The 23,672-nt window shown below is 60.2% G+C and carries 25 protein-coding genes; 13 read left to right on the top strand and 12 right to left on the bottom strand.

The features are described from left to right. Window positions 1-20: 20 nt before the first annotated feature. The 8 genes from LPJGGPFB_RS07820 to LPJGGPFB_RS07785 form a co-directional block, all read right to left on the bottom strand. Window positions 21-605, bottom strand: coding sequence for an adenylate kinase (locus LPJGGPFB_RS07820; RefSeq protein WP_173419467.1), 585 nt, complete (start codon window positions 603-605; stop codon window positions 21-23). Between the two features lie 2 nt (window positions 606-607). Beyond that, window positions 608-2,134 (bottom strand): NAD-dependent succinate-semialdehyde dehydrogenase, encoded by a 1,527-nt coding sequence (locus LPJGGPFB_RS07815; protein WP_173419466.1) that lies wholly within the window; start codon window positions 2,132-2,134, stop codon window positions 608-610. Next, window positions 2,091-2,534, bottom strand: coding sequence for an acyl-CoA thioesterase (locus tag LPJGGPFB_RS07810; RefSeq protein WP_173419465.1), 444 nt, complete (start codon window positions 2,532-2,534; stop codon window positions 2,091-2,093). The genes LPJGGPFB_RS07815 and LPJGGPFB_RS07810 overlap by 44 nt, the downstream gene beginning before the upstream one ends. Next, a complete protein-coding gene (locus tag LPJGGPFB_RS07805; protein ID WP_173419464.1) occupies window positions 2,534-3,694 on the bottom strand; it encodes an iron-containing alcohol dehydrogenase in 1,161 nt (386 codons plus the stop codon). Before LPJGGPFB_RS07805 ends, LPJGGPFB_RS07810 begins: the two co-directional genes overlap by 1 nt. A 26-nt stretch (window positions 3,695-3,720) precedes the next feature. Continuing rightward, complete coding sequence (locus tag LPJGGPFB_RS07800; RefSeq protein WP_173419463.1) at window positions 3,721-5,250, bottom strand: class I adenylate-forming enzyme family protein; 1,530 nt, start codon at window positions 5,248-5,250, stop codon at window positions 3,721-3,723. A gap of 21 nt (window positions 5,251-5,271) precedes the next feature. Next, window positions 5,272-6,015, bottom strand: coding sequence for an SDR family NAD(P)-dependent oxidoreductase (locus tag LPJGGPFB_RS07795; RefSeq protein WP_234902783.1), 744 nt, complete (start codon window positions 6,013-6,015; stop codon window positions 5,272-5,274). Between the two features lie 85 nt (window positions 6,016-6,100). Then, a complete protein-coding gene (locus tag LPJGGPFB_RS07790) occupies window positions 6,101-6,868 on the bottom strand; it encodes an enoyl-CoA hydratase-related protein (RefSeq protein WP_173419461.1) in 768 nt (255 codons plus the stop codon). A 96-nt stretch (window positions 6,869-6,964) separates the two neighbouring features. Beyond that, window positions 6,965-8,161 (bottom strand): ABC transporter substrate-binding protein, encoded by a 1,197-nt coding sequence (locus tag LPJGGPFB_RS07785; protein ID WP_173420984.1) that lies wholly within the window; start codon window positions 8,159-8,161, stop codon window positions 6,965-6,967. A gap of 279 nt (window positions 8,162-8,440) precedes the next feature. Here LPJGGPFB_RS07785 and LPJGGPFB_RS07780 point away from each other — a divergent pair, with 279 nt between their 5' ends. Genes LPJGGPFB_RS07780 through LPJGGPFB_RS07765 form a run of 4 tightly spaced genes read left to right on the top strand, consistent with a single transcriptional unit; the run spans window position 8,441 to window position 11,794 of the window. Further along, the gene (locus LPJGGPFB_RS07780; RefSeq protein WP_173419460.1) at window positions 8,441-9,199 is read left to right on the top strand and encodes an ABC transporter ATP-binding protein; all 759 of its coding nucleotides are present in this window, start codon (window positions 8,441-8,443) and stop codon (window positions 9,197-9,199) included. Further along, window positions 9,192-9,899, top strand: a complete 708-nt coding sequence (locus LPJGGPFB_RS07775; protein ID WP_173419459.1) for an ABC transporter ATP-binding protein — start codon at window positions 9,192-9,194, stop codon at window positions 9,897-9,899. Before LPJGGPFB_RS07780 ends, LPJGGPFB_RS07775 begins: the two co-directional genes overlap by 8 nt. Before the next feature lie 33 nt (window positions 9,900-9,932). Further along, window positions 9,933-10,820, top strand: coding sequence for a branched-chain amino acid ABC transporter permease (locus LPJGGPFB_RS07770; RefSeq protein ID WP_173419458.1), 888 nt, complete (start codon window positions 9,933-9,935; stop codon window positions 10,818-10,820). Window positions 10,821-10,822: 2 nt separating this feature from the next. Next, window positions 10,823-11,794 (top strand): branched-chain amino acid ABC transporter permease, encoded by a 972-nt coding sequence (locus LPJGGPFB_RS07765; RefSeq protein WP_173419457.1) that lies wholly within the window; start codon window positions 10,823-10,825, stop codon window positions 11,792-11,794. Window positions 11,795-11,850: 56 nt separating this feature from the next. On the opposite strand, the gene LPJGGPFB_RS07760 is transcribed toward LPJGGPFB_RS07765, so the two are convergent. Then, complete coding sequence (locus tag LPJGGPFB_RS07760; RefSeq protein WP_173419456.1) at window positions 11,851-12,660, bottom strand: SRPBCC family protein; 810 nt, start codon at window positions 12,658-12,660, stop codon at window positions 11,851-11,853. A 235-nt stretch (window positions 12,661-12,895) separates the two neighbouring features. Between LPJGGPFB_RS07760 and LPJGGPFB_RS07755 the strand changes: the two genes are divergently transcribed. From LPJGGPFB_RS07755 to LPJGGPFB_RS07735, 5 genes are all read left to right on the top strand, one after another. Next, on the top strand, window positions 12,896-13,783 hold the full coding sequence (locus LPJGGPFB_RS07755) for an FAD binding domain-containing protein (RefSeq protein WP_173419455.1): 888 nt from the start codon (window positions 12,896-12,898) through the stop codon (window positions 13,781-13,783). Continuing rightward, complete coding sequence (locus tag LPJGGPFB_RS07750) at window positions 13,776-14,255, top strand: (2Fe-2S)-binding protein (protein WP_173419454.1); 480 nt, start codon at window positions 13,776-13,778, stop codon at window positions 14,253-14,255. The genes LPJGGPFB_RS07755 and LPJGGPFB_RS07750 overlap by 8 nt, the downstream gene beginning before the upstream one ends. Beyond that, a complete protein-coding gene (locus tag LPJGGPFB_RS07745; protein WP_173419453.1) occupies window positions 14,252-15,013 on the top strand; it encodes an N-acyl homoserine lactonase family protein in 762 nt (253 codons plus the stop codon). Before LPJGGPFB_RS07750 ends, LPJGGPFB_RS07745 begins: the two co-directional genes overlap by 4 nt. Then, window positions 15,010-17,406 (top strand): xanthine dehydrogenase family protein molybdopterin-binding subunit, encoded by a 2,397-nt coding sequence (locus LPJGGPFB_RS07740; RefSeq protein WP_173419452.1) that lies wholly within the window; start codon window positions 15,010-15,012, stop codon window positions 17,404-17,406. Before LPJGGPFB_RS07745 ends, LPJGGPFB_RS07740 begins: the two co-directional genes overlap by 4 nt. A gap of 115 nt (window positions 17,407-17,521) precedes the next feature. Then, window positions 17,522-18,499 (top strand): winged helix-turn-helix transcriptional regulator, encoded by a 978-nt coding sequence (locus tag LPJGGPFB_RS07735; RefSeq protein WP_234902782.1) that lies wholly within the window; start codon window positions 17,522-17,524, stop codon window positions 18,497-18,499. A gap of 168 nt (window positions 18,500-18,667) precedes the next feature. Here LPJGGPFB_RS07735 and LPJGGPFB_RS07730 read toward each other — a convergent pair whose 3' ends face one another. Together LPJGGPFB_RS07730 and LPJGGPFB_RS07725 are read right to left on the bottom strand one after the other, a co-directional pair. Further along, window positions 18,668-18,976 carry a ribbon-helix-helix domain-containing protein gene (locus LPJGGPFB_RS07730; RefSeq protein ID WP_173419451.1) on the bottom strand — a complete coding sequence of 103 codons (309 nt, stop codon included), beginning with the start codon at window positions 18,974-18,976 and terminating at the stop codon, window positions 18,668-18,670. Window positions 18,977-19,038: 62 nt separating this feature from the next. Next, entirely contained in the window at window positions 19,039-19,188 is a 150-nt protein-coding gene (locus LPJGGPFB_RS07725) for a hypothetical protein (RefSeq protein ID WP_173419450.1), read from the bottom strand. On the opposite strand from LPJGGPFB_RS07725, the gene LPJGGPFB_RS07720 reads away from it, so the two are divergent. The 4 genes from LPJGGPFB_RS07720 to LPJGGPFB_RS07705 all read left to right on the top strand — a co-directional run bounded on the left by LPJGGPFB_RS07720 (window position 19,187) and on the right by LPJGGPFB_RS07705 (window position 22,312). After that, the gene (locus LPJGGPFB_RS07720; RefSeq protein ID WP_173419449.1) at window positions 19,187-19,582 is read left to right on the top strand and encodes a VOC family protein; all 396 of its coding nucleotides are present in this window, start codon (window positions 19,187-19,189) and stop codon (window positions 19,580-19,582) included. The genes LPJGGPFB_RS07725 and LPJGGPFB_RS07720 overlap by 2 nt on opposite strands. A 57-nt stretch (window positions 19,583-19,639) precedes the next feature. Further along, window positions 19,640-20,170, top strand: coding sequence for a gluconate 2-dehydrogenase subunit 3 family protein (locus tag LPJGGPFB_RS07715; RefSeq protein ID WP_173419448.1), 531 nt, complete (start codon window positions 19,640-19,642; stop codon window positions 20,168-20,170). 80 nt (window positions 20,171-20,250) lie between these two features. Further along, window positions 20,251-21,822, top strand: a complete 1,572-nt coding sequence (locus tag LPJGGPFB_RS07710; protein WP_173419447.1) for a GMC family oxidoreductase — start codon at window positions 20,251-20,253, stop codon at window positions 21,820-21,822. 109 nt (window positions 21,823-21,931) lie between these two features. Further along, window positions 21,932-22,312 carry a c-type cytochrome gene (locus tag LPJGGPFB_RS07705; protein ID WP_173419446.1) on the top strand — a complete coding sequence of 127 codons (381 nt, stop codon included), beginning with the start codon at window positions 21,932-21,934 and terminating at the stop codon, window positions 22,310-22,312. 194 nt (window positions 22,313-22,506) lie between these two features. Here the strand turns inward: LPJGGPFB_RS07705 and LPJGGPFB_RS33575 are convergent, their stop codons facing one another. Continuing rightward, a complete protein-coding gene (locus LPJGGPFB_RS33575) occupies window positions 22,507-22,800 on the bottom strand; it encodes a substrate-binding domain-containing protein (RefSeq protein ID WP_345791036.1) in 294 nt (97 codons plus the stop codon). Between the last annotated feature and the right edge of the window lie 872 nt (window positions 22,801-23,672).

Below are 23,672 nucleotides of genomic sequence, written 5' to 3'. Positions count from 1 at the left end.
TGCGACCTTAAACGATCTCACTACCGCTCCAACAAATCCGCAATCTGAGCGCCGACTTCGTCGACGTCGGCGGAAGCGTCGACGCGACGCAGGAGCTTGCGTTGCTGATAGAAAGGCGACAACGCCTCCGTGGCGCGGACGAACTCTTCGACGCGTTTCCTCAGCACTTCCGGGTTGTCGTCGGAGCGCGCCGCCGCACCCATCGCGCGAAATTGCTCAGCTCTTTTGCTGACGCGCTGTTCGAGAAGGCTGATCGGGATATCAAAGAGGATGACGTGGTCGAGAGGGGTACCCAGATCCCAGAGAAGTCGTTCCAGAGCGTTCGCCTGGGCGACTGTCCGAGGAAAGCCGTCAAGGATGAACCCTCTGTCGCGCGCCCCGGAGGAAAGCCGCTCCTGTACGAGGCCGATCACGACCTGATCCGGCACCAGGACCCCCGCGTCGACCGCTGCCTTGGCCTCTCGACCGAGAGGCGTTTGCGCCTTGATGGCTTCGCGAAGCAGGTCGCCTGTCGAAACATGGAGGAGGCCATGCCGCCCCACGAGGCGTTCAGCTTGAGTTCCCTTCCCTGCGCCGGGCGGTCCCAGCAGAACGAGGTTCACCATTGTCAAACTCCCATGCACATGTATTTGATTTCGAGGTAGTCATCCATGCCGTATTTGGAGCCCTCACGGCCGTTGCCGCTCTCCTTCATACCGCCGAAGGGCGCCAACTCGGTGGAGATGATGCCTTCGTTGATGCCGACTATCCCGTATTCGAGGGCCTCGGCGACACGCCACACACGGGAGATATCCCGCCCATAGAAGTATGCGGCGAGCCCGAATTGGGTGTCGTTTGCGAGCTTGATTGCGTCCTCTTCAGTCTCGAACCGAAACACCGGAGCGACAGGCCCGAAAATCTCCTCGGCGAAGATCTGCGAGTCCGGCGACGCGGCGGCAATGACCGTTGGCTGATAGAAACCGTGACCGAGCGCGTGCCGCGCACCACCTGTCAGAACCCGACCTCCGCGCTCCACGGCATCGCGCACGAGTTCCTCCACCTTCGCAACAGCCTTGTCATCGATCAGCGGCCCGATCTGAACGCCCTCGCCGAAGCCGTCACCGACGCTCAGTTCAGAAACAGCCTCCGCCAGACGCTCTACGAAAGCGTCGTGGACGCTGGACTGGACGAGAAAGCGGTTGGCGCAAACGCAAGTCTGGCCGGCGTTGCGGTACTTGGACGCTATGGCGCCCTTGACTGCGGCGTCGATGTCGGCGTCATCAAAAACGATAAATGGCGCATTGCCCCCGAGTTCCATCGATGTTCGCTTCACCGACCCGGCGCACTGCGCCATCAGCACTTTGCCGATGTCGGTTGAACCGGTGAAGCTCAACTTGCGCACGGTCGGGTTCGACGTCAGTTCCTCACCGATCTCGCTGGCTGATCCGGTCACACAAGAGACCACGCCTTTCGGCACGCCGGCCCGCTCCGCAAGCACACACAGCGCCAACGCAGATAGCGGCGTCTGGCTAGCCGGCTTGATCACAATGGTGCAACCCGCAGCCAGGGCCGGTCCCGCCTTCCTGGTGATCATCGCCGCCGGGAAATTCCACGGAGTGATCGCGGCGCAAACGCCGATCGGCTGCTTGACGACGACGATGCGCCTGTCGGACGTCGGCGCCGGAATCGTGTCGCCGTAGACCCTCTTGGGCTCCTCGCCGAACCACTCGATATAGGAAGCAGCGTAAGCGATCTCGCCCTTCGATTCGGCCAGAGGCTTGCCTTGCTCGGCAGTCATGATGGCCGCAAGGTCATCCTGGTTCTGCATGAGCAGCTCGAACCATCTACGCAGGATCGCAGCGCGCTGCTTGCCTGAAAGCGACCGCCATCCGCCAAGCGCCTGTTCGGCCGCGTTGATCGCGCGTCTCGTCTCTGATCGCCCCATCCGCGGGACGGTGGCGACCACGGTCCCGTTGGCCGGGTTGCTTACCGCGATGACCTTGCCGTCGTCGGCGCTCTGCCATTCGCCTCCAATAAAACATTGGTTGCGCACCAGCGATGGGTCTTTGAGAGTGAAAAGAGTCACTGAAACATCCTCCAGCCTTATGCGATCACGGCTGAACCAACAAAGGCTCGAGCACGCGCCTAGCGGCATTGCTGAAATGAACGGGGCGTCGAGCCAGACGGTCGACGTTCACGTGAACGAAAAAGCCCTCGGCCGCTGCGGTCTCGTCTTCGTTGCGAAAGAGCCCGATCTCATAGCGAACAGAGGAATTACCGAGCTTTGCGACCCTGATGCCAGCCGTGACGACGTCTGGAAACGTCATCTCCGCATGGTAGCGGCAACCCGTTTCGACGACGACGAAGATCTCCGATCCCCGTTTGATTTCGAGCACGCCGTTTTGGATCAGGAAGCCGTTCACCGCCGTGTCGAACAGACTGTAGTGGACGACGTTGTTCATGTGCCCGTAAGTGTCGTTGTCCGACCAACGCGTTCCGATGGTGCGGAACACCTTGTAGTCAGACCGCGTGCCGGGAAGGTTACGCTCGGTCATCACCAGGCCGCCTTGTAGATAGAAAGAGCGTCTTCCTCGCTCACCTCACGCGGATTGTTTCCGAGCAGCCTTGTCTGCTTCATGGCGTCGCGAGCCATCCCAGGCAGATGCTCTTGTCCAATGCCCACATCGCGAAGCCTGGACTGCAATCCGAGCTTCGCAGAGAGTTCGGCGAGCCGCTCGACAAAGGCCGCGCTGCGGCCCTGGACCCCTTGTTCAGTGGCCAGGTCCGGGAAGGCGTCCGCGGCGATTTCGGCGTAGTCGGACGCGGCATTCGGTGCGTTGAAGCGTAAGACATGCGGCAGCACGAGAGCGTTCGAAAGGCCATGCGGAACATGGAACGTTCCGCCGATCGGATAGGCCAATGCATGGACGGCCGCGACAGGAGAATTGGCGAAAGCCTGCCCCGCCAACATCGAACCGAGCAGCATTGCGCCGCGCGCCGCACGGTCCCTCCCCTCGAAAACTGCCTTTTCGATGTTGGCACCAAGGAGTTGGAGCGCCTGCCGAGCCAACATCTTTGACAAGGGATTGTTGTTGGGGTTCTTGGAGGCATAGGCTTCGATCGCATGAACCATTGCGTCGACGCCGGTCGCAGCCGTGATGCCAGGCGGAAGTCCCAAGGTCAGATCAGCGTCGAGAACGGCGATGTCAGGCAGGATGATCGGCGACGACACCCCCCGCTTCTCGTCACCACCCACAGTGATGATGGAGACCGGCGTGACTTCAGAGCCGGTTCCGGCCGTGGTCGGGACAAGCACCAAGGGAAGACGTGGGCCCTTTGCGTTGCCGACGCCCCATGCCTTGTCGATATCCTCGCTGGATCCGCAAAGCAGGGCCACGACCTTCGCAACGTCCAGCGACGACCCGCCGCCAAACCCGATGACACCGGTAGCGGCTGCGACCTTCGCCGCCTCTACAGCCGCCTCGACGGTCGTCAGCGAGGGATCCGCTTCCACCCCGTCGAAGACGGTTGCGCGGATCCCCGCCTCCGCCAAGGACGACAGGGCCGGCTCGCAAAGCCCGAGCGCCCGCAGGCCGGGATCGGTTACGAAAAGTACGCGGTCTCCAAGCGTGGTTTTGACGAGGCCGCCGATCTGCGCAGAGGCGCCTGGCCGGAAGACGATCTGGCTGGTCGTGCTAAAGACAAAGGGTTGCATTGTAATCTCCTGTGTATGCTCCCGCGTCATGCTGCAGGCAGGCTCTCGCGAAGCTTGACGCGAAGGATTTTCCCGGATCCGGTGCGGGGAATTTCGGCGACCACGTAGACGCAATCGGGCACCTTGTAGGCCGAGAGGCGGTCTCGGCAGTGCCTGATCAAGTCGTCCTGATTAAATGTCTGCCCGTCCTTCACAACGACGCAGGCGACGGGAACTTCTCCCAGCATCGTGTGGGGGAGACCTATGACCGCGCAATCCATCACCGCATCATGGAGCAGTATCGTCTCCTCCACTTCCGCCGGCGCGATGTTCTGCCCTCCCCGGATGATCAACTCCTTCAGCCGTCCAGTGATCGTAAGGAAGCCATTCTGATCGGCTTTTGCGAGGTCGCCGGTGTGGTACCATCCGTCCACGACGGCCTTCTGGGTCTCCTGAGGCTTGTTGTGGTAGCCCTGCATCAGATTAGGGCCTTTGCAGATCAGTTCGCCTTCAATCCCGCTCGGCACATCCTGCCCGGTCTTCGGATCGACGAGCCTGACAGTCAGGCCAGGCAGAGGCAGTCCGCAGGAGCCGGCAACGCGCCACCTTCCCGGCCAGTTCATCGTAACCATCGTCGACGTTTCGGTGATCCCATATCCGTCGAGCAGCGGAACGCCGAAAAACTCCTCGAAGTCGCTGTTCAAGGTTCCCGGCAGGATGGCGCCGGCAGAGACGCAAAGCCGGACCGAAGAGAGCAGTTTCTCGCCGCTCGCCTGGCACGCCGAGAGGAAATAGTGGAAAACAGTCGGCACGCCCGGCATGAACGTGAAGCGCCCGCTTCGAAGCAGTTCAGTCGCATGAGAAGTCGAAAACTTCTCCATGATGTATTCGCTCGCGCCCGTCGCGACGATCGAAAGAACCGCGATGTTCAGGGCGTAGGAATGGTAAAGTGGCAGTGTGTTGAGAACGACGTCCTTGTGCGTGAGGCCTGCGATCGGCGCCCAGCATGCCGAAGTGACCCAGAGCATTGAGCGCGTAGAAAGCAACACTCCCTTAGGTTGGCCTGTCGTGCCGGACGTATAAACGATGTAGGCCGGACGATCGACGTCTTCGTCGTCCTCGAAAACCGCCCCCTCTCTTCGTTGCGGCGTCTCGAAGCCGCCGTCCTCGCCGGCGCAAAGCAGCACGGCAGGCTTCTCCAGCGCCTGCAGCAGCGCTTCCGCCATCGGCCGTTTTTCCGGCAAGGTGATCAACACCGAGCACGACGCATCGGCGATCCGGTAGCCTAGCTCTGCTTCCGTCGAGTCGATGCTCACCGGAACGGCGACGCCTCCCGCCCGAACGACGGCCAGGCAAGCCACGACCCAGTTGACCGAGTTAGGCAGAAAAATCGCGACCGCTTCACCTTTCCTGAGGCCGAGTGCGACGAGATGAACGCCCAGATCCTCGGTTTCCTTGTTGAGTTGAGCATACGAGACGGAACGCCTCCTGTCCTCAAACGCCATCTTGTTCGGGTACAGCCGATCGTTCCGTTGGAGGATTTTTCCGACGGGTGCTATAAGTTCGAAGTGTATCATTGATGCCTCCCGCTCCTCCGGCTACACCATGCAGAAACCGCCATTGACACTGACCACCTGCCCGGTGATCCAGGACGAGGCGTCCGATGCCAGAAACGTCACCATCGGCGCGATGTCATCCGGCTTTCCAATGCGCCGCAACGGATAGGCCTTGACGATTTTCTCGCGGTTCTTCTCCAGGAACTCCGCATCGGAATGCGACGTCTCGATCAGACCGAGCGACACGGTGTTGACGGTGATGTTGTTGCGGCCAAACTCCCTGGCAAGGGACTTGCCAAGCGCAATAGTGCCACCGCGCGCCGCCGCAGCGATGGCAAGGTTCGCCTCACCGATACGCGAGCTGTCACCGACGAGGTTGATGATGCGGCCCGCGTTCTGTCCGATCATCAACGGCGCGACCTCGTGGCAGCAATTGATCGCGCCGTAGAGGCAGACGTCGATCTGCTTCTTCCACTCCTCCGGCGTCGATTCTACAAACCGCTGATATTTGACGTAACCCGCGTTGTTAACGAGAACGTCGATTGTTCCGAAGTCCGCCTTGACGGCTGCGACCATGGCTTTCACCTGACCATTGTCGCTGATATCGGCCTGATAGGCTTCCGCACGCCCTCCGCTGGCCTTGATCGACTCGACGACCGCCTGGGCTTCTGCTTCCGAGCGGCTGTAGTTAACGGCGACAATCGCACCCTCTGCAGCAAGCGCACGGGCGATATCGCCGCCGACGTCACGCCCACCACCGGTGACGAGCGCGACTTTTCCGTTCAAGTTGGTCTCCATTACAATGCTCCATGATTTTTGGTTTTGCTGACAACGCAGCGAATTCAAAGACGATCTCCGCGGGGGGTGATCGCTATTTCCCGACAAAGCGCGGCGCGCGCTTCTCCTTGAAGGCCTGCCGGCCCTCGATGTAGTCGAGGCTCGCGCTCGCCTCATCGATCTTGCGTTCGGCGGCCTCTCGATCGAGTTTCCCGCGTGCGCAGCCATTCAAGATGAACTTGGCACCCTGGATGGTGAGCGGCGCGTTTTGCGCCATGTCGGCCGCGAGCGCTCCGGCGTCGAGCAACGGGTCGTCGGCGACCCGGTCGACGAATCCGATATCAAGGGCTTCCTCGGCTCCGAAACGCTTCCCGGTATAAAGGATCTGCTTTGCGGCCGTGACACCCACCAGGGAGAAGAGCTTTCGCGTAGCCGATACGCCGTAGATGATGGACAGACGGGCGGCCGGGATGCCAAAGACAGCACTTCGAGCGGCGATCCTGAAGTCGCAGGACATGGCCAGATGTGCCGCCCCCCCAAGGCAATAGCCCCGCAGGGCTGCGATCGTTGGCTTGGAGATCGCGTAGATCGCATCCCCCGCCGCGTCGACTGCCACCTCGTATCGCTTGCTTTCCTGGAGCCCCTCGCGGACCTTATCGAATTCGCTGATGTCGGCGCCCGCGGAGAAATCGCCGCCCTCGCCGGTCAGGATGACGCAGCGGACCTTTGGGTCGCGGTCAAACTCTGTAAAGGTGCGCGCCAGCTGCTGCCACATGTCGTAGGTGACGGCATTGCGCTGGAGCGGCCGGTTCAATGTGACGGTGGCGACACCATTCGCGGTTTCAACAATGATTTCACTCATGGCCTGCTCATCTGGGGTCCTGGAGCCTGCATGCGCAGGCGTAGGGGTGTTTTCTGGAAAGGCGCCCGACCATGAGAGCCGCGCGCCCCTGGCTTACTACTTCACAAGTGGGCACTGGCTTTCGGAAAGCGGCCTGAACGCCTTGTCGCCGGGGATCGTCGTGACAAGCTTCAGAATGTCCCATTCGCCGGTGGATTCCGCCGGCGTCTTGACCTGGTAGACGTACATGTCGTGCACCATCCGGCCATCTTCGCGGATCTTGCCGTTCTTCGCGAAGAAGTCGTTGACGGGCGTCTCGCGCATCTTCGCCATGACCTGCTGCGTGTCGGTGGTGCCGGCGGACTGCACGGCCTTCAGATAGTGGATGGTGGATGAGTAATCGCCCGCATCGCCCATGTGCGGCGGACGGCCGACGCGTTCCTGAAACCGCTTCGCAAACGCCCTCGTCTCGTCGTCGCGATCCCAGTAGAAGGCGTTCGTCAGAATCATCCCCTGCGCCGTGTCGAGACCCAGAGAATGTACATCAGTGTCCCAGACGAGCAGACCTGCGACGGTCTTGCCGGACGCGCCCAGACCGAATTCCGAAGCCGACTTCACCGCGTTGACGAACGTCGTCCCGGAGCCCGCCAGCGCGACGACCTGGGCCGGCGATGCCTGCGCCTGCAGCATGAAGGCGCTATGGTCCGAGGTCTCGATCGGATAGCGCACGGAACCGGAGACCTCGCCGCCGTCGGCCTTGACGATCTGCGTGGCGTCAGCCTCGAGCGCATGACCGAAGGCATAGTCGGCCGTGAGGAAGAACCAGTTCTTCATCCCCTGGGAAATCAACTGACTGGCCGTGCCGTTCGCCAGGGCGTAGGTGTCATATGAGTAGTGGATGCTGTTGGGCGTGCAGCCGTCATTCGTCAGACGCGAAGAGCCGGAGCCGTTGACGATCGCGATCTTGTCCTCGTCTTTCGCAACCTGAGTAACGGCCAGCGCGATACCGGAATTGATCAGATTGTTGATCATCGTCACGCCTTGCGATTCGTACCACTCGCGCGCCGTGGCCACGGCCACTTCCGGCTTGTTCTGGTGGTCGGCGACAACAACCTCGAGCGGGCGGTCAAGGACCTTCCCGCCGAAATCCTCGACCGCCATCTTCACCGCCGTGATCGCACCGTCGCCGGACTCGTGTGAAAACTGACCGCTGACGTCCGTCAGAACGCCGATGCGAACAGGGCCGGAATTCTCGGCAGAAGCGCCGACCGACATGGCACCTATCGCTGCGGCACTCGCCATCAAGATCTTCATGAACTTCACGATTAAACCTCCCCTTGCACGGCGCGCGGTCTCCTCCATCGCGCCAGTTTTTAACTTGCGTTATCATACTCATTCGCCTTGCAACGCTGTAATTTTTCGCGGTGTTTTGGCGAATGAGCCTTATGGTAAGCAGAAAATTCGGAAGCACGCAAGCTTGCATTATTAGACTTTGTGTGTTTTTCTTGCTTCACCTTCCCAAACCTGGAAAGGATGCGGAGCCGTCCGTTCGGCACCCGCTGGAGGAACACATTAAGCCGGTCGGGAGGACAAATGCCGGACTCAGCACCCATCATCGAGGCGCGGGGCCTGACACGCGCGTTCGGTGGCTTCATCGCCGTAAAGAACGTCAACCTAAAGGTTCGCGGCGGGACCATTCATGCGCTCATCGGACCCAATGGCGCGGGCAAGAGCACGCTCTTCAATCTGTTGACGAAATTTCTGTCCCCGAGCGGCGGAAGTATCTTCTTCAAGGGGCGCGACGTGACGCATATGGCGCCAGCCGACATCGCCCGGCTCGGCCTTGTGCGATCGTTTCAGATCTCGTCCGTATTCCCGCACCTCAGCGCCCACGAGAACGTCCGGGTCGCGCTGCAGGCCCGCGAATGCGAGACCTTCGCCTTCTGGAAATCCAATCGCACGCTCCGACGCCTAAACGACGAAGCCTCGAACCTGCTGGAGAGCGTCGGCCTGGCTGACCGCTCTCAAACCAGGGCAAGCGAACTTTCCTACGGCCGCAAACGCGCATTGGAACTGGCAACGACCTTGGCGCTCGATCCGGAAGTTCTGCTCCTGGACGAACCGATGGCAGGCATGGGAACCGAAGACATCGGGCGAACCGCCAATTTGATCCGTTCGGTAGGAAACGGGCGGACCATTCTGATGGTCGAGCACAACCTCGGCGTTGTAGCGGATCTTTCCGACGCAATCACGGTGTTACGGCGGGGCGAGATCATCGCCGAGGGAACCTATGCTGAAGTGTCCGCCGACAGCGAAGTCCGAAAAGCATACCTGGGAGGGGCACATGGCTGAAGCCGCGCTACTCAACGTCAACAACCTCGAGGCTTGGTATGGTGAGAGCCATGTCCTGCACGGCGTCTCGTTCGACGTACGCAAGGGCGAAGTCGTCACATTGATCGGCCGCAATGGCGCCGGGAAGACAACGACGCTGCGCAGTCTTATCGGCGTGGTCGGCAAACGGCGCGGCACGAGCCTTTTCAAGGGCGTCGACCTCTTGAACGTCGCACCGCACAAAGTCGCCCGCATGGGGATTGGCTACGTTCCGGAGGAACGCGGCATATTCTCCACACTGAGCGTCATCGAGAATCTGATGTTTCCGCCCGCCTGGCAGGCCGGCGGCATGGAGATCGACGAGATCTACGGTCTCTTCCCGAACCTGAAGGGTCGCGACCACACCCCCGGAACGCGTCTCTCGGGGGGCGAGCAGCAGATGCTGGCGATTGGCCGAATTCTAAGAACCGGCGCCGATTTCATTCTGCTCGACGAGCCGACCGAAGGTATCGCGCCCGTTATCATCGACGAGATCGGGGCGGCGCTTCGCATTCTTAAGGCGCGTGGAATGACGATCATCCTGGTCGAGCAGAACCTTCGCTTCGCGGCCTCCGTGGCTGACCGTCACTTCGTGCTCGACCAGGGCAAGGTGGTCGACGAAATTTCCAACAACGCTCTCGATGCCAACATGGATCGGCTCAACCGATACCTCGGTGTCTGACGGTGGTTCATCTTTTCAAACAGGTAGAGACCCATGACTGAAATCTTCGGGGTTCCCGTGGCCGTGCTTCTCGGTCAACTGCTGCTTGGCCTGATCAACGGCTCGTTCTATGCGCTTCTGAGCCTGGGCCTGGCGATTATCTTCGGTATGCTCAATGTGATCAACTTCGCGCACGGCGCTTTCTACATGCTGGGCGGATTTGCCGCCTGGTTCCTGCTTTCTCGACTGGGCCTTGGCTACTGGGGGACGCTGCTCGCGGCCCCCATCATGGTCGGAGCTCTCGGCGTGCTTGTGGAGCGCTTGCTTCTCAAGCGCCTCTACCGGATGGACCATCTCTACAGCCTCCTCCTGACCTTCGGCATCGCATTGATGGTGGAGGGCCTTTTCCGCCACATCTTCGGATCGGCCGGCATGCCATATCCCGTACCGCCGTCCCTGACGGGCGGCATCAACCTCGGCTTCATTTTCCTGCCGCTTTACCGCGGCTGGGTGATCGTAATCTCGTTGGTCATCTGTATTCTGACCTGGCTTGCGATCGAACGCACGAAACTCGGCGCCTACCTGCGCGCCGCCACTGAAAACCCGGCCCTCGTGCAGGCATTCGGCATCAATGTGCCGCTTTTGCTCACGCTCACCTACGCCTTTTGCGTCGGTTTGGCCGGCTTTGCAGGCGCACTTGCCGCACCACTCTACCAGGTGAGCCCTGGCATGGGATCCAGCATCATCATCGTCGTATTTGCCGTCGTGGTCATTGGCGGCATGGGATCGATCGGCGGAGCGATCGTCACGGCACTCGGGCTCGGGATCATCGAGGGCTTGACCAAGACATTCTACCCCGCCGCATCTTCGATCGCCGTTTTCGTGGTCATGGTGCTCGTCATTCTTATTCGGCCGTCAGGCCTGTTCAATCGCGAGGCATGATCATGGGCAGCGCAACTCTCTCCACTTCTACCCCGATTGCGAGCTTGCAACGCACGACGGGCATACTCCTGATATCGGCGGTCGCCGCTCTCATGTTGTGCGCGCCGCTTCTGGTGTACCCGCTCTTTCTCATCAAGATACTGTGCTTCGTCCTGTTCGCGGCGGCATTCAATCTTGTGCTTGGCTACGCAGGCCTGCTGTCGTTCGGACATGCCGCATTCTTCGGTGGCGGAGCCTATATCGCGGCGCATGCTGCGAAAGTCTGGCACCTGCCGTTCGAACTGGCGATCCTTGCCGGCACTGCGTTCGCCGCCATGATCGGTCTTGCGTTCGGCGCATTGGCAATCCGCCGCCACGGAATCTACTTCGCAATGATCACCCTGGCGCTGGCGCAGATGGTTTACTTCCTCGCCGTGCAGATGCCGTTCACCGGCGGCGAGGACGGCATCCAGGCCGTACCGCGCGGCTATCTGCTCGGAACCGTGGACCTCTCGAACATCACGGCGATGTACTACACCGTGCTCGGCGGTGTGGCCATCGGCCTTCTGATCATCTGGCGTGCCGTGAACTCTCCGTTTGGCCACGTGCTTTCGGCAATCCGTGAGAACGAAGTCCGCGTCACCTCGCTCGGACTGAAACCCGATCAGTACAAGCTGATAGCTTTTACGCTTTCCGCAGCGTTGTCCGGCTTTGCCGGCGCACTAAAGGCCATCGCGTTCCAGCTTGCGTCCCTGGTCGACGTGACCTGGCATATGTCGGGCGAGGTCATTCTCATGACGTTGCTCGGCGGAATGGGCACGCTCATTGGCCCGATCGTCGGTGCGAGCATCGTGGTCGGGCTGGAGCACTTCCTGGCAACCAGCGGCCTGCCGATCACATTCATAATCGGCCTGTTCTTCGTTGTGTGCGTGATGATGTTCAGGCGTGGGCTGTTTGGCGAACTGAAAGCTCTGCTGGAACGGCCGAAATCTTAGAATAAAGTCTCGTTGTGCAAGTTATTAGCCGGGGTCATTAGACCCCGGCTTTCTTGTCAGATACGCGTGCGCGAACGAGTGCCGAACAGATAGCCGATTGCAACCGCCATGACGATCTGAACAACGCTGGCGGCGTCAGGCGACATGTGACCGGCACCCGCCGCGGTGGTAGGCGCGAGGCTCGGCAGGACGCCGCCATGGACAAGCCACATCGCCGCCAGCACCGCAGCAAACACGACGGCCGTGAGGGACATCAGGCCAGCCGGCGCACTTGCCGGGGACATACCCACCGGGTCAGCGGAAGGACGGGGCACCGCCGAGATCTTTGCACTCTCAGCGATAGACGACGGCGGGACCCTCGTCGGCGGATCCTCCCTCGACGCTACCGAAGCCTCACCCGGCTGGGAGCGACTGGAAAGGTTCTGACGCGCTTGGATCTCCTCCGCAAAACGTTTGAAGAACTGCCCGGACATTTGTTTCGCCGTGACATCGATCAAGCGACCTCCCAACTGCGAGAGCTTCCCACCAATCTGCGCCTCGACAGTGTAATGCAATATCGTGCCGCCTTCCGCCGCCTCCAGTCGCACCGTCGCGACACCTTTTGCAAAGCCCGCCACTCCGCCCTGCCCTTCGCCCGTGATCTTGTAGCCATTGGGCGGATCCAGGTCGGAAAGTGTGACAACCCCCTGGAAGCGGGCCTTGACCGGACCAACCTTCATGACCGCAACCGCCGACATCTCTGTGTCGGACGACTTTGTCAGTTCCTGACACCCCGGAATACAGACGCGGAGAACATCTGCATCATTAAGTGCGGCCCACACTTCTTCCTTCGTGGCGGCAATGTGCTGTTGGCCGGTCATATCCATATCTATTTCCTCCTCTCGTGTGATTGAGGCTCGCCCCGACGACCGGGGACCAGCAGGATAGCTTGACATTCCTATCTTAAGTCTAATAATGCAAGTGAAATATACGAAGGCAAGCCCCTCAGTGAGGACGCCGGAGGAGACCACATGACAGACCTGAAGGAAGTGACTTTCATCCCAGCGGCCGAGTTCAGCCGGCACCGCACCAAATTCGTTCCATCCATGTCATGGTGACGACATGAAGCCTGCATCGTTCGACTATTTCGCCGCAAGCACTGTTGATGATGCGGCAGAGGCACTCGCTGCTGCGGGAGGGGATGGCAAGATCATCGCAGGCGGGCAAAGCCTCATGCCAATGATCAATTTTCGTCTGGTCAAACCAACGGTCCTCATCGACATCAATAGAATTCCCGGCCTCGACCGTATCGAGCTGCGCGGAGCGCGCCTCAAGATCGGCGCCACAGTGCGTCACTACATGACTGCGACGAACAGCCTGATCGAACAGCACGTCCCCATCCTGCGCGACGCCATGCACCACGTCGCACATATGACCGTACGCAATCGAGGCACTTTTTGCGGAAGCGTATGCCATGCCGATCCTGCAGCGGAGATGCCGATGATGACGCTGTTGCTCGACGGGACGATCATCGCCTCCTCCATTCGCGGCGAAAGGGAGATTCCCGCCCCCGAGTTTTTCGTCGGCTCCCTGATGAATTCGCTTGAACCGGATGAATTCGTGACGGCGGTCGAGATCGACACGCTTCCGTCTGACACAGGCTGGGGCTTCGAGGAATTTTCCAAACGCCAGGGCGACTTTGCACTGGCCTGCGTCGCGACGACGATGCGCGTTGTTGACGGCGTGGCATGCGATGTACGCTTCGGCATGATGGGCGTTGGCGAAACGCCGTTGCGCCTTGTCGAAATCCAGGAACTGGTCGAGGGCAACAAGCTCTCCGATGAGGTTCTGGACCGGGTTGGGGAGACACTGAGCAGCGTTCTCACCCCGAACACGGATATCCACGCTTCGGCCGACTACCGGCGGCACCTTTCCGGCGCGCTTGCCCGACGTGCTTTGCGGGACGCGTGGACCCGAGCCGAGACCCGTGGAGGACGAACGCATGGATAAGAAGACGATCACCGTCGGCGTAAACGGCGTGAGCCATACGAGATCGATAGAGCCGCGTCTGCTGCTCAGCGACTTCATACGCTGCGAACTCGGCCTGACCGGCACCCATGTCGGCTGTGAACATGGTGTCTGCGGGGCCTGCACGGTCATCCTCGACGGCAGGAGTGCGAGGTCGTGTCTGACGCTCGCTGTCCAGGCCGACGGAATGGAGATCGAGACGGTCGAGGGACAAGGCACCGTCGATAGTTTGGGCCGGATCCAGGAAGCCTTCCGGCAGCACCACGGCCTGCAGTGCGGGTTCTGCACGCCCGGCTTCATCATGGCGATAACCGATTTGTTGCGCCACCATCCGCTCGATACCGATGAGCAGATCCGTGAAGCGCTCTCTGGCAACATCTGTCGCTGCACCGGCTACGAGAACATTGTCAACGCCGTCCGCGAACTCGCCAATGAAAGAGGACCCCTGAAATGAAGTTGCATTTTCTTGAAGGGGGGCGCCTGCGCATGCGTCGCTCCATCTACGTTCCCGGCGCGGCCAAGGAAGAAACGATCGAACTGCCTGTCCATTCGGCGCTGATAAGACACCCAACGGGCAACGTACTTTTCGACAGCGGCTGCAGTCCGGAAGCCGCGAAAGATCCACAGGCTCGCTGGGGCGGGCTGAGCAAGGTCATGACGCCAATTTTCGCGCCTGAGCAAACGGTCGTCGAACAGCTCAAGCATCTTGAGCTGACGCCCGACGACATCGACGTCGTGATCTGCTCTCACCTCCATCCGGACCATTGCGGATGCAATTCCTATTTCCGCTCCGCCACGATCCTCTGTCACGAGGCGGAGGTCGCGGCAGCGCAGGCTGGCGGAGCCGAAAACCAGGGCTACCTTCGCCACGAATGGGACCAGCCTCAAGGGTTCCAGACGTTCAAGGCCGAGCATGACGTCTTCGGCGACGGGCGGATCGTCCTGCTTCCCATGCCCGGGCACACGCCAGGAATGACGGTCGCGCGCGTATCGCTGCAACGCGACGGCGTTTTCGTTCTGGCCTCCGACGCAGCGCCGCTGCAGATCAACATCGACGAGGGCGTCGCTCCCAAGAACACATGGGATCTGGATCTTGCGGCAAAAGCACTCGCCGAACTCAAGTCATTCCGGGACAGGGGCGATACGGTGATCTCCGGACACGACGATGGCCAGTGGCAGGATCTGCGCAAGGGATTGGAGTATTATGAATGAGCCACGGCGATCATTCCATTGAACTTCGTCCAAAGCTGGTCGGCAAGCGCGTCAAACGCACGGAGGATCCGCGACTTCTCGCGGGCGTCGGGCAGTATGTGGACGATATGGCTCCCGCAGGTATGCTGCATGTCGCCCTGCGACGCTCAGACCAACCTCATGCCCGCATTCTGAACATCGACGTTGGCGACGCCTTTTCCGTCCCAGGCGTGGTCGCAATCTATGATGCAAGCGATCTGGAAGGCGAGATCAATCCGGCCATTCCAACCTCGCGCATGCCCGGATACTACGCAACTCCGATCTGGCCCCTGGCTCGTGAGAAGGTGCGGTATGTGGGCGAGCCGGTCGTCGCGGTCGTCGCGGAAAGCCGCTATGCCGCCGAGGACGCGCTCGAGCACATCAACATCGAATACGAATCGCTTCCTTTTGCGATCCGGCAGGTAGACGCCGTCAAGGACGATGCCCCGCTCCTGCATGAAGAAGCTGGAACGAACACGATCATTAGACGTGAGTTCAAGCGAGGAGACGTGGATGCCGCCTTCGAGGATGCGGCGGTAACGGTCAAGGGCCGTTTCCGGATGACCCGAAAGACGGCGGTCGCGATGGAGAACAGGTCCTATCTCGCCGAATGGGACGGCCGGAAGCAATCGCTTGTCCTTTACACCTCGTCCAACATCCCCGGAGTAATCCGGGACGTCCTATCCGGCTGTCTCGACTTGCCGGGAACCCGCCTGCGGGTGGTCGCTCCGGATGTCGGTGGAAGTTTCGGTGGCAAGGGATCTCTCTACGGAGAGGAAATTCTCGTGTGCGCCCTCGCCCGGAAACTGAAGCGTCCTGTCAAGTTCGTCAGCGATCGCCTCGAGGATTTGTCTGCGACAAGCCAGGCATTCGACGAACTGATCGAGGCGGAACTCGCGGTAACCAGCGATGGTATGCTGATCGGCCTTAGAGCCGATGTCATCGGCGATGTCGGTGCGTACTCCATCTATCCGTGGACCGCCGCGCTCGAAACCGTGCAAGTGGTCAGCTTCCTCCCTGGGCCCTACCGGATGGAGCACTACCGCGGTCGTATCAGGGGCGTCCTCACGCCAAAGCCGCCGACAGGACCTTACCGCGGCGTCGGCCGACCTTCGTCGACGTTCGCGATGGAGCGGCTCGTCGAAATGGCCGCCCGAAAGCTCGGGATGGACCCCGTCGAATTCCGCAGGAAGAACCTGGTCAGAGCCGAGGAATTTCCCTACCGCACCGCATCTGGCATCATATGGGACAAATCAGCCTTCCAGGAATGCCTCCAGGGCGCGTGCGATCACGTAGACTATCCCAACCTCGTCCGTGAACGAGACGAAGCGAGAAAGAGCGGCCGCTGGGTCGGCATCGGCCTTGCGAGCTACGCGGAGCTCACCGGTATTGGTTCGCGCATCTCGGTCGCGCCGGGAATGCCGATCAATACCGGGACTGAGACGTCCAAAATCGAAATCGATGCGACGGGGGCCATCACTGCCGCGTTCGGGATCTCCTCTCACGGACAGGGGCTGGAAACCACGCTTGCGCAGGTTATCGTCGACGAACTCGGCTGCAAGCTTGAGGACATCGAGGTCAGGCACGGCGACAGCGCATTGGTACCCATGTCGAGCGGGACCTACGCCAGCCGCTCGGCGGTCCTTGGCGGAGGCGCGGCGACCCTTGCGGCCCGCGTGGTCAAGGGAAAGGTGTTGCGTGCGGCCGCCTACCTTCTGGAGCAGAACGTCGAAGACCTCGACATTCACGACGGGATCATCTCGAGCCGCAGTTCGAACGCCACGATGACACTCAAGGAGGTCGCGTCCGCTGTATACACGCAAATGGGCCGCATCCCGCGCGACCAGCGCGAGGACCTGACCGCATCGGAAACGTACGATCCCTATCTGGGCACCGCCTGTTCGTCGACACATCTCGCGATGGTCGAGGTCGACCCAGCAACCTATGGCGTGAAAATCCTGCGTTACGTGGTCGCCGAAGACTGCGGCAAGATCATCAATCCGATGATCGTAGATGGACAGGTACACGGCGCGGTCGCACAGGGAATAGGCGCGGCGCTACTAGAGGAAGTCATTCACGACGACCAGGGACAACCGGTCGCCGCCAGCCTCGCCGACTACCTGGTCCCCGTTGCAAGCAATGTGCCCGACATCGGGATTGTCCACATTGAGGCAGACCTGCCTAACAATATCGGCGGGTTCCGCGGCATGGGTGAAGGAGGGACGATCGGTGCGCCAGCGACAATCGCAAACGCGGTATCCGACGCGCTGTCCCATCTGGGCGTTTCAGTGGAGACGCTGCCTGTGACGCCCGAGAGAATATTCCAGATGCTGCGCCGCCGGAAGGCGGCAGGTGATCACGGCGACTGCGCCTGAGATTTGCCTGCAATTAGATGGAGATAAAACGTTTGGGAAACTTTCAATATTAGACTTGGCATTTTATAGTCACGAGGTGTGATTTCGCTTTGGCCGGAAAACGATTGTTATCGCCTTGAACAAGATCAGCAAAATTCAATCCGCAGCGGGTTCCCCGCAGTCTCCCCTGCTGCTGCAACGGCAATCGTCCGTTCGTCGCACGATGGAGATCGTCCTCGATACCTGGAACTTCCTGATACTTCGCGAAGCCTATTTCGGCGTCCGACGTTTTGACAAGTTTCATCAGCGCCTGGGGATTCCCCGTCAGACCTTGTCGTCGCGACTTTCAGCTTTGGTCGCAAACGAAATCTTCAGCCTCGGGAAGCGGCCGAACGAGCCCGGTCAGCAATATTTTCTAACACCTCGGGGCAAGGACCTCTTTCCCACCATGTTGTCCTTGATGGAGTTCGGCGACAAATGGTTGACCGGGGGGAGCAAGCCCCCGCTCCAATTGGTACACAAGGGATGTGGTTGTGAATGCCATCCAGTTACCGTTTGTAGCGAGTGCCTTGAACCCTTTACCGCGCGAGAGGTTGCGCCCCGCGATGGGCCGGGTGCCGGCTACGCTCCTGTCGAAGCGCGCCCAACCTCCCGCCGCAGCTCTGACCCAACCCTTCTTGAGCGGGTACGACCCTGCTCGGTGGCTCGCACCCTCGCCATAATCGGGGACCGGTGGAGTTTCCTTATTCTCCGCGAGGGGTGGTACGGCGTCCGACGCTTCGAAGAAATGCGGGAAAACCTGGGCATAGCGACGAACATCCTTGCGGATAGGCTAGCCCGGCTCGTTCAATCCGGCGTCCTGCGAAAGGTCCCTTACAATTCTGGCGATCGCTTTGAGTATCGCTTCACTGAAATGGGCCTGGACCTCTACAAGCCGATGCTCGTGATGATGGCATGGGGAGACCGGTGGCTTGCCGATGGAAAGCCACCTTTGCGACTGCGCCATAAGGCCTGCGGACAGGATTTTTCAGCGATTGTGGCTTGCTCCGAGTGCAAGAAGCCGATCGAGGCCAAGGATACAGATTACGTTCTTCGCTATCAGTTTGATCTATGAGTTGAAGCTGCCGGCACCTTTTCTCAAGTCGAACTTGGCCAACAAACCGCTTACGACCAAGAGCTTCGGAGGCCAGAGGGCACTGCGAACATCGAAACAGGGGCGCCTGCCATGCTCGCCCTGCCGCGGCGGCCGCACACTTTAAAAAAGAAGGCCTTTTTTCGCCTGCTACTCAGCAGCAACAATATGAAACTTACTGCCGACGTCGCTTTTTTCGGCGCCGCCCATTAGGTAGATCAGACAGCTCGTGCGCAGAAGCGATGCGAAATTCGATACTGCGCCGTTGATCTCCAGCGCCTCGTCGTAGAGTGTTGAGAGAAAACGCGACGTCGACATGCCCTGGCCGGCCGCAATTTCGTCGATCAGCACCCAGAAAGCAGCTTCGAGCTGAATGCTCGTCGAGTGCCCACCAATCCGCACCGAACGGTTGACGGGGCGGTAGCGTTGCGGGTCCTGGCCCGCAAAAACCTCACACATGGCATATCCTCCAGTCTTGTTTTTATGATGTGATTATGCGGCGCGGCCTGCGCCTGGTCAAATCATCCTTCCACGCCGGAAAACGCAAAATATCCTTCTTCTGCAACTCCAGAAATGAAAATCAGCGTGCGGTAACAGGCTGCTACCCGCAACGGCGAATCCAGGCGCACATTCACTGCAACACTTCGAACTCCAAGCAGGAAAGACAGCATGGCGAAATCCATCCACTCGATGATCCGCGTTCTGGACGAAGACCGGTCCGTCGCCTTCTATAAGGATGCCTTCGGCCTTGCCGTCGCCGACAGGCTCGACTTCGAGACCTTCACTCTCGTTTACATGCGCAACGCCGAAAGCGAATTCGAGCTTGAGCTGACGATCAATAAGGGCCGCGCGGAGCCCTACAATCTCGGCGACGGCTACGGCCATTTCGCCGTGTCGGTTTCCGACCTCGATAGCGAACACGCCCGCCTTTCGGCGCTCGGTTTCACCATTGGCAAGATAGTGGAATTCAAAGGCGATGGCGGCGCTGTCGCCCGCTTCTTCTTCGTTACCGATCCTGATGGCTACAAGATCGAGGTCCTGCAACGGCACGGCCGTTTCAAATGAACGGATCGGCGGCCTGAGGAGAGCCGCCGGTTTCAAACGCAATGGGAGGAATGCAACATGACCACCATCTACGAGCAGCGTCCCGGTCTTTCCCGGCGCGAGCTTTTGAAGCGCGGCACGATCGGCGCCGCGCTCATAATTACCGGCAGTGCGGTGATCAGCCCGGACAGGGCGTGGGGGATGGCGACGACGGCGCTGAAGCCCGACACCATGGCCACGCTGATCAAGCTCGCCCGCGATATCTATCCGCACGATTCTATCGCCGACCGTTTCTACGCCATCGCCGTGAAGGGGCATGACACCAAGGCAGGCACGGACGGGCAACATAAGGAATTGATCGAGGCTGGCATTGCCGATCTCGACAAGCGGGCCGGTGAAGGCGGCTACCGTGGCCTCGGTTGGGAGGACGACCGCGTCGAGATCCTGCGCGAGATCGAGACAACGCCATTCTTCCAGGCGGTGCGCGGCGACCTCGTCGTCTCATTCTATAACCAGAAGGAGCTCTGGCCACATTTCGGCTACGAGGGCGAATCCTATTCAAAAGGCGGCTATATCGCCCGCGGTTTCGACGACATCGAATGGCTTTGACGACGATTTGACGGCCGGCGCTGGAGGAGGCGCAGCTGCGAGGCGCATGGCGCCGATCGTCCATGTTTCAGGAGGAAACCATGACAGCTCCTTATGATCTCAACGACGACAGCGTGGTCGTCATCATCGGTTCAGGTGCCGGCGGCGGCACGCTCGGCAACGAGCTGGCGCAAAAGGGCATCGACGTCGTCGTGCTCGAGGCCGGTGCGCGTATTGAACACGAGGATTTCATCAACGACGAATGGGACAGTTTCGCCCAGCTCGCCTGGCTTGACCACCGCACGACCGGCGGCGGCTGGCGCGTCTCGAAGGACTTTCCCAACCTGCCGGCCTGGATCGTAAAGGCGGTGGGCGGCACGACGACACACTGGGCCGGCGCATCCCTGCGCTTCCAGGAGCACGAGTTCAAGACGCTGACACATTATGGCGAGGTCGAGGGCGCCAACCTGCTCGACTGGCCGCTGACCTTGGCTGAGCTCGAGCCGTACTATGCCAGGGCGGAAGACAAGATGGGGGTGACCCGCACCAACGGCATTGAAGGGCTGCCGGGCAACAATAACTTCAAGGTATTCAAAGCCGGCGCTGACAGGCTTGGCTACAAAGAATGTCACACCGGTCGCATGGCCATCAACTCCGCCGATCGCGATGACCGTATGAGCTGTCAGCAGACGGGTTTCTGTTTCCAGGGATGCAAATGGGGCGCCAAATGGTCGACGCTCTACACGGAAATCCCGAAGGGCGAGGCAACCGGCAAGCTGGAGGTGCGGCCGAACGCGCATGTCGTCAAGATCGAGCATGACGACAGCGGCAAGGTCACGGCCGTGGTCTATGCGGACAAAGACGGCAAGCTGCAAAGCCAGAAGGCTCGCATCGTCTGCGTCGCCGGCAATTCCATCGAAAGTCCCCGCCTCCTGCTCAATTCGGCCTCGAGCAAATTTCCCGACGGTCTCGCCAACTCCTCCGGTCAGGTCGGCAAGAACTATATGCGCCACACAACGGGTTCAGTCTATGCCGTGTTCGAAAAGCCCGTCCATTTCTATCGCGGCACCACCATGGCCGGCATCATTAGGGACGAGGCGAAACACGACCCGGCGCGCGGCTTCGTCGGCGGGTATGAGCTGGAAACCCTAGCGCTCGGCGTACCCTTCATGGCCGCCTTCCTCGATCCGGGCGGCTGGGGTCGGTCCTTCGCCTCTGCCATGGACAGCTATGCCAACATGGCGGGTCTCTGGATCGTTGGTGAGGACATGCCGCAGGAACAGAATGCGGTGAAGCTGCATGGTGAAATGAAGGACAAGTACGGCATGCCGATCCCTGACGTCTGGTTCACGGACCATGCGAACGATGTCGCGATGCGCAACCATGCCTACACACAGGGCGAGGCGCTTTATGCAGCCGTCGGCGCGACGCGTAGCTTCCCCACGCCGCCCTACCCCTCGACGCACAATCTCGGCACTAACCGCATGAGCGAAAAGCCACAGGACGGCGTCGTCAACAAATGGGGCCAGACGCACGACATGAAAAACCTCTTCGTGTCCGACGGCAGCCAGTTCACGACGGGGGGTGCAGAGAACCCGACGCTGACGATCGTCACACTCGCAATCCGTCAGGCCGACTACATCGCGAAAGAGATGGCAGCCGGTACGATCTGACCTCTACTGTGATCCTCCCCGGCCGCTCCTGGGCGGCCGGCGGTCGCGCGTCAGGCAAGCCGCGCCACCTCTGGCCGGCTTTAGCCGGCCACCTTTTATGGAGATCCGAATGAAATTTGCTGCGGCCATTCTCTTTCTGGCTCTCCCTGCCGCTGGTCACTCGGCCGATGGCAGCTCCGAGACCGGCGCCATGGTCTTCAAGACGTGTGCAGCCTGCCATAACGTCGATGAGCCTATAAACAAGGTCGGCCCGCATCTGGTAGGAATTATCGATCGACAAGCAGCATCCATTGCTGACTACAAAAACTACTCAGATGCTCTGAAGCAGGAGGCCAGTAAGGGGCTGAAATGGGATGAAGCAGCGCTCGCAACATTTCTAGCCGGCCCAAGGACCATGATCCCGAAGACGCGCATGGCCTTTTCGGGCCTCAAGTCCGCGCAGGACATCGCGGATGTGATGGCCTATCTCAAATCCCTGAATGGACAATAGCGGTGTCGTTTGCGCGTGACGTTGGTAATCGTGTGGTGTTCCTGAGCCAGGGCGTGATCGCTGAAGAGGGCAATCCAAGAGATATTCTTGTGCGGCCACACAGCGAAAGATTGCGCACATTCCTGTCAAACCAGTTGACGGGATGACATTCTGCCGCTCGGGATCGCCGACGACCTGACCGCGCCTACCCGGGGCTAGCTTGTCTGCCTTTGATTGAAGCGCGTATGGATCTGCCGACCTCGCAACACCGATTTGCCGGCAGTGCGTTCGATGATCATGCGGGCGGCCTCGGTGCCGATCAATGCGCCTGGCGGCTTGATTGTCGTCAAGGCGGGATTGCTTGCCGAACTGAAGCTGAGATCGACAAACCCCACGACGGCAAGACGCTCGGGGATCTCGATGTCCATGCGTTGGCATTCAAACAGGACGCCCAGCGCAAGATGGTCGTTCGAGCAGGCGATTCCGTCCACTTCCGGAAAGCGTCGCATGGCTTCCTCTAGCATGATTGCACCGACCGCGGCATTGGAGGGGCGGGTTGCTGAATGACGTCCGCGTGGATGCGGACGGCACGGGCGGTCGACGCGATACCGTCCGCGCGCAGTGCTGCACGCCGGTCTTCCTGCATGCGTGCGCCAAGAAAAAGCAAGTGCTTGCGACCGTGCTGTATCAGATTGCTTTCGAACGCTGCCCATCTCGAGTGGTTCGCGGAGACGACGGCCCGCGCCGAACGGCGGCCTTGGGATACGATTGGCCAAGAGCGGATGCGCCCCGATGAGAGCGCGAGTGCGATGCTCAGCGTTCTTGACCAGCTTGATCCGGCAGATACGGGGCGATTCCTTGCCTACGACGGCAAGCCGATAAACTGGTAGATAGATTGACGCGCCCGCCCCGAACATTGCTAAGGTACGTCGAGGAATGCCGTTTCAGGAAGTCTCTCCAGACCAGGAATGCAGGCCACCCTCTCGGGCATCAGCATGCAAGCAAACTGGTTTAACAGGGCGTGACCGCATCCTCCGCCAATCGTTGACGGTTCACCGATACATACATCGATCGCTTCATTGCGTTCACGACGATCGGTCAAGTGAGACTGCGGCTGCGCATGTACGGGATGGGTCCGAACATATTCAAGGGCAAACCCGTCAAGGATAACGATCCAATCGCGCACCAGCGGATCATTCAAATCAGCCGTGACAATTGCCGATTGTTCAGTCGGGCCTCCCCACCATCATGCGACTTCGGGCGCTCGCAACCGGCCACGCCCTTGAGCTGAATGTTCAGGGCTCATTTCGCGAAACTCGTAGCGGCAGGCGTCGGCGACCGTCTTTGGCATAGTCTCACTCTTCATGCGGCAACCTTTGAC

The organism is Ensifer adhaerens (genome assembly GCF_013283195.1).
Taxonomy (GTDB): Bacteria; Pseudomonadota; Alphaproteobacteria; order Rhizobiales; family Rhizobiaceae; genus Ensifer; species Ensifer adhaerens_G.
Note: the sequence above shows the minus strand (reverse complement) of the source record. Positions and strands in the feature narration are given on the sequence as shown.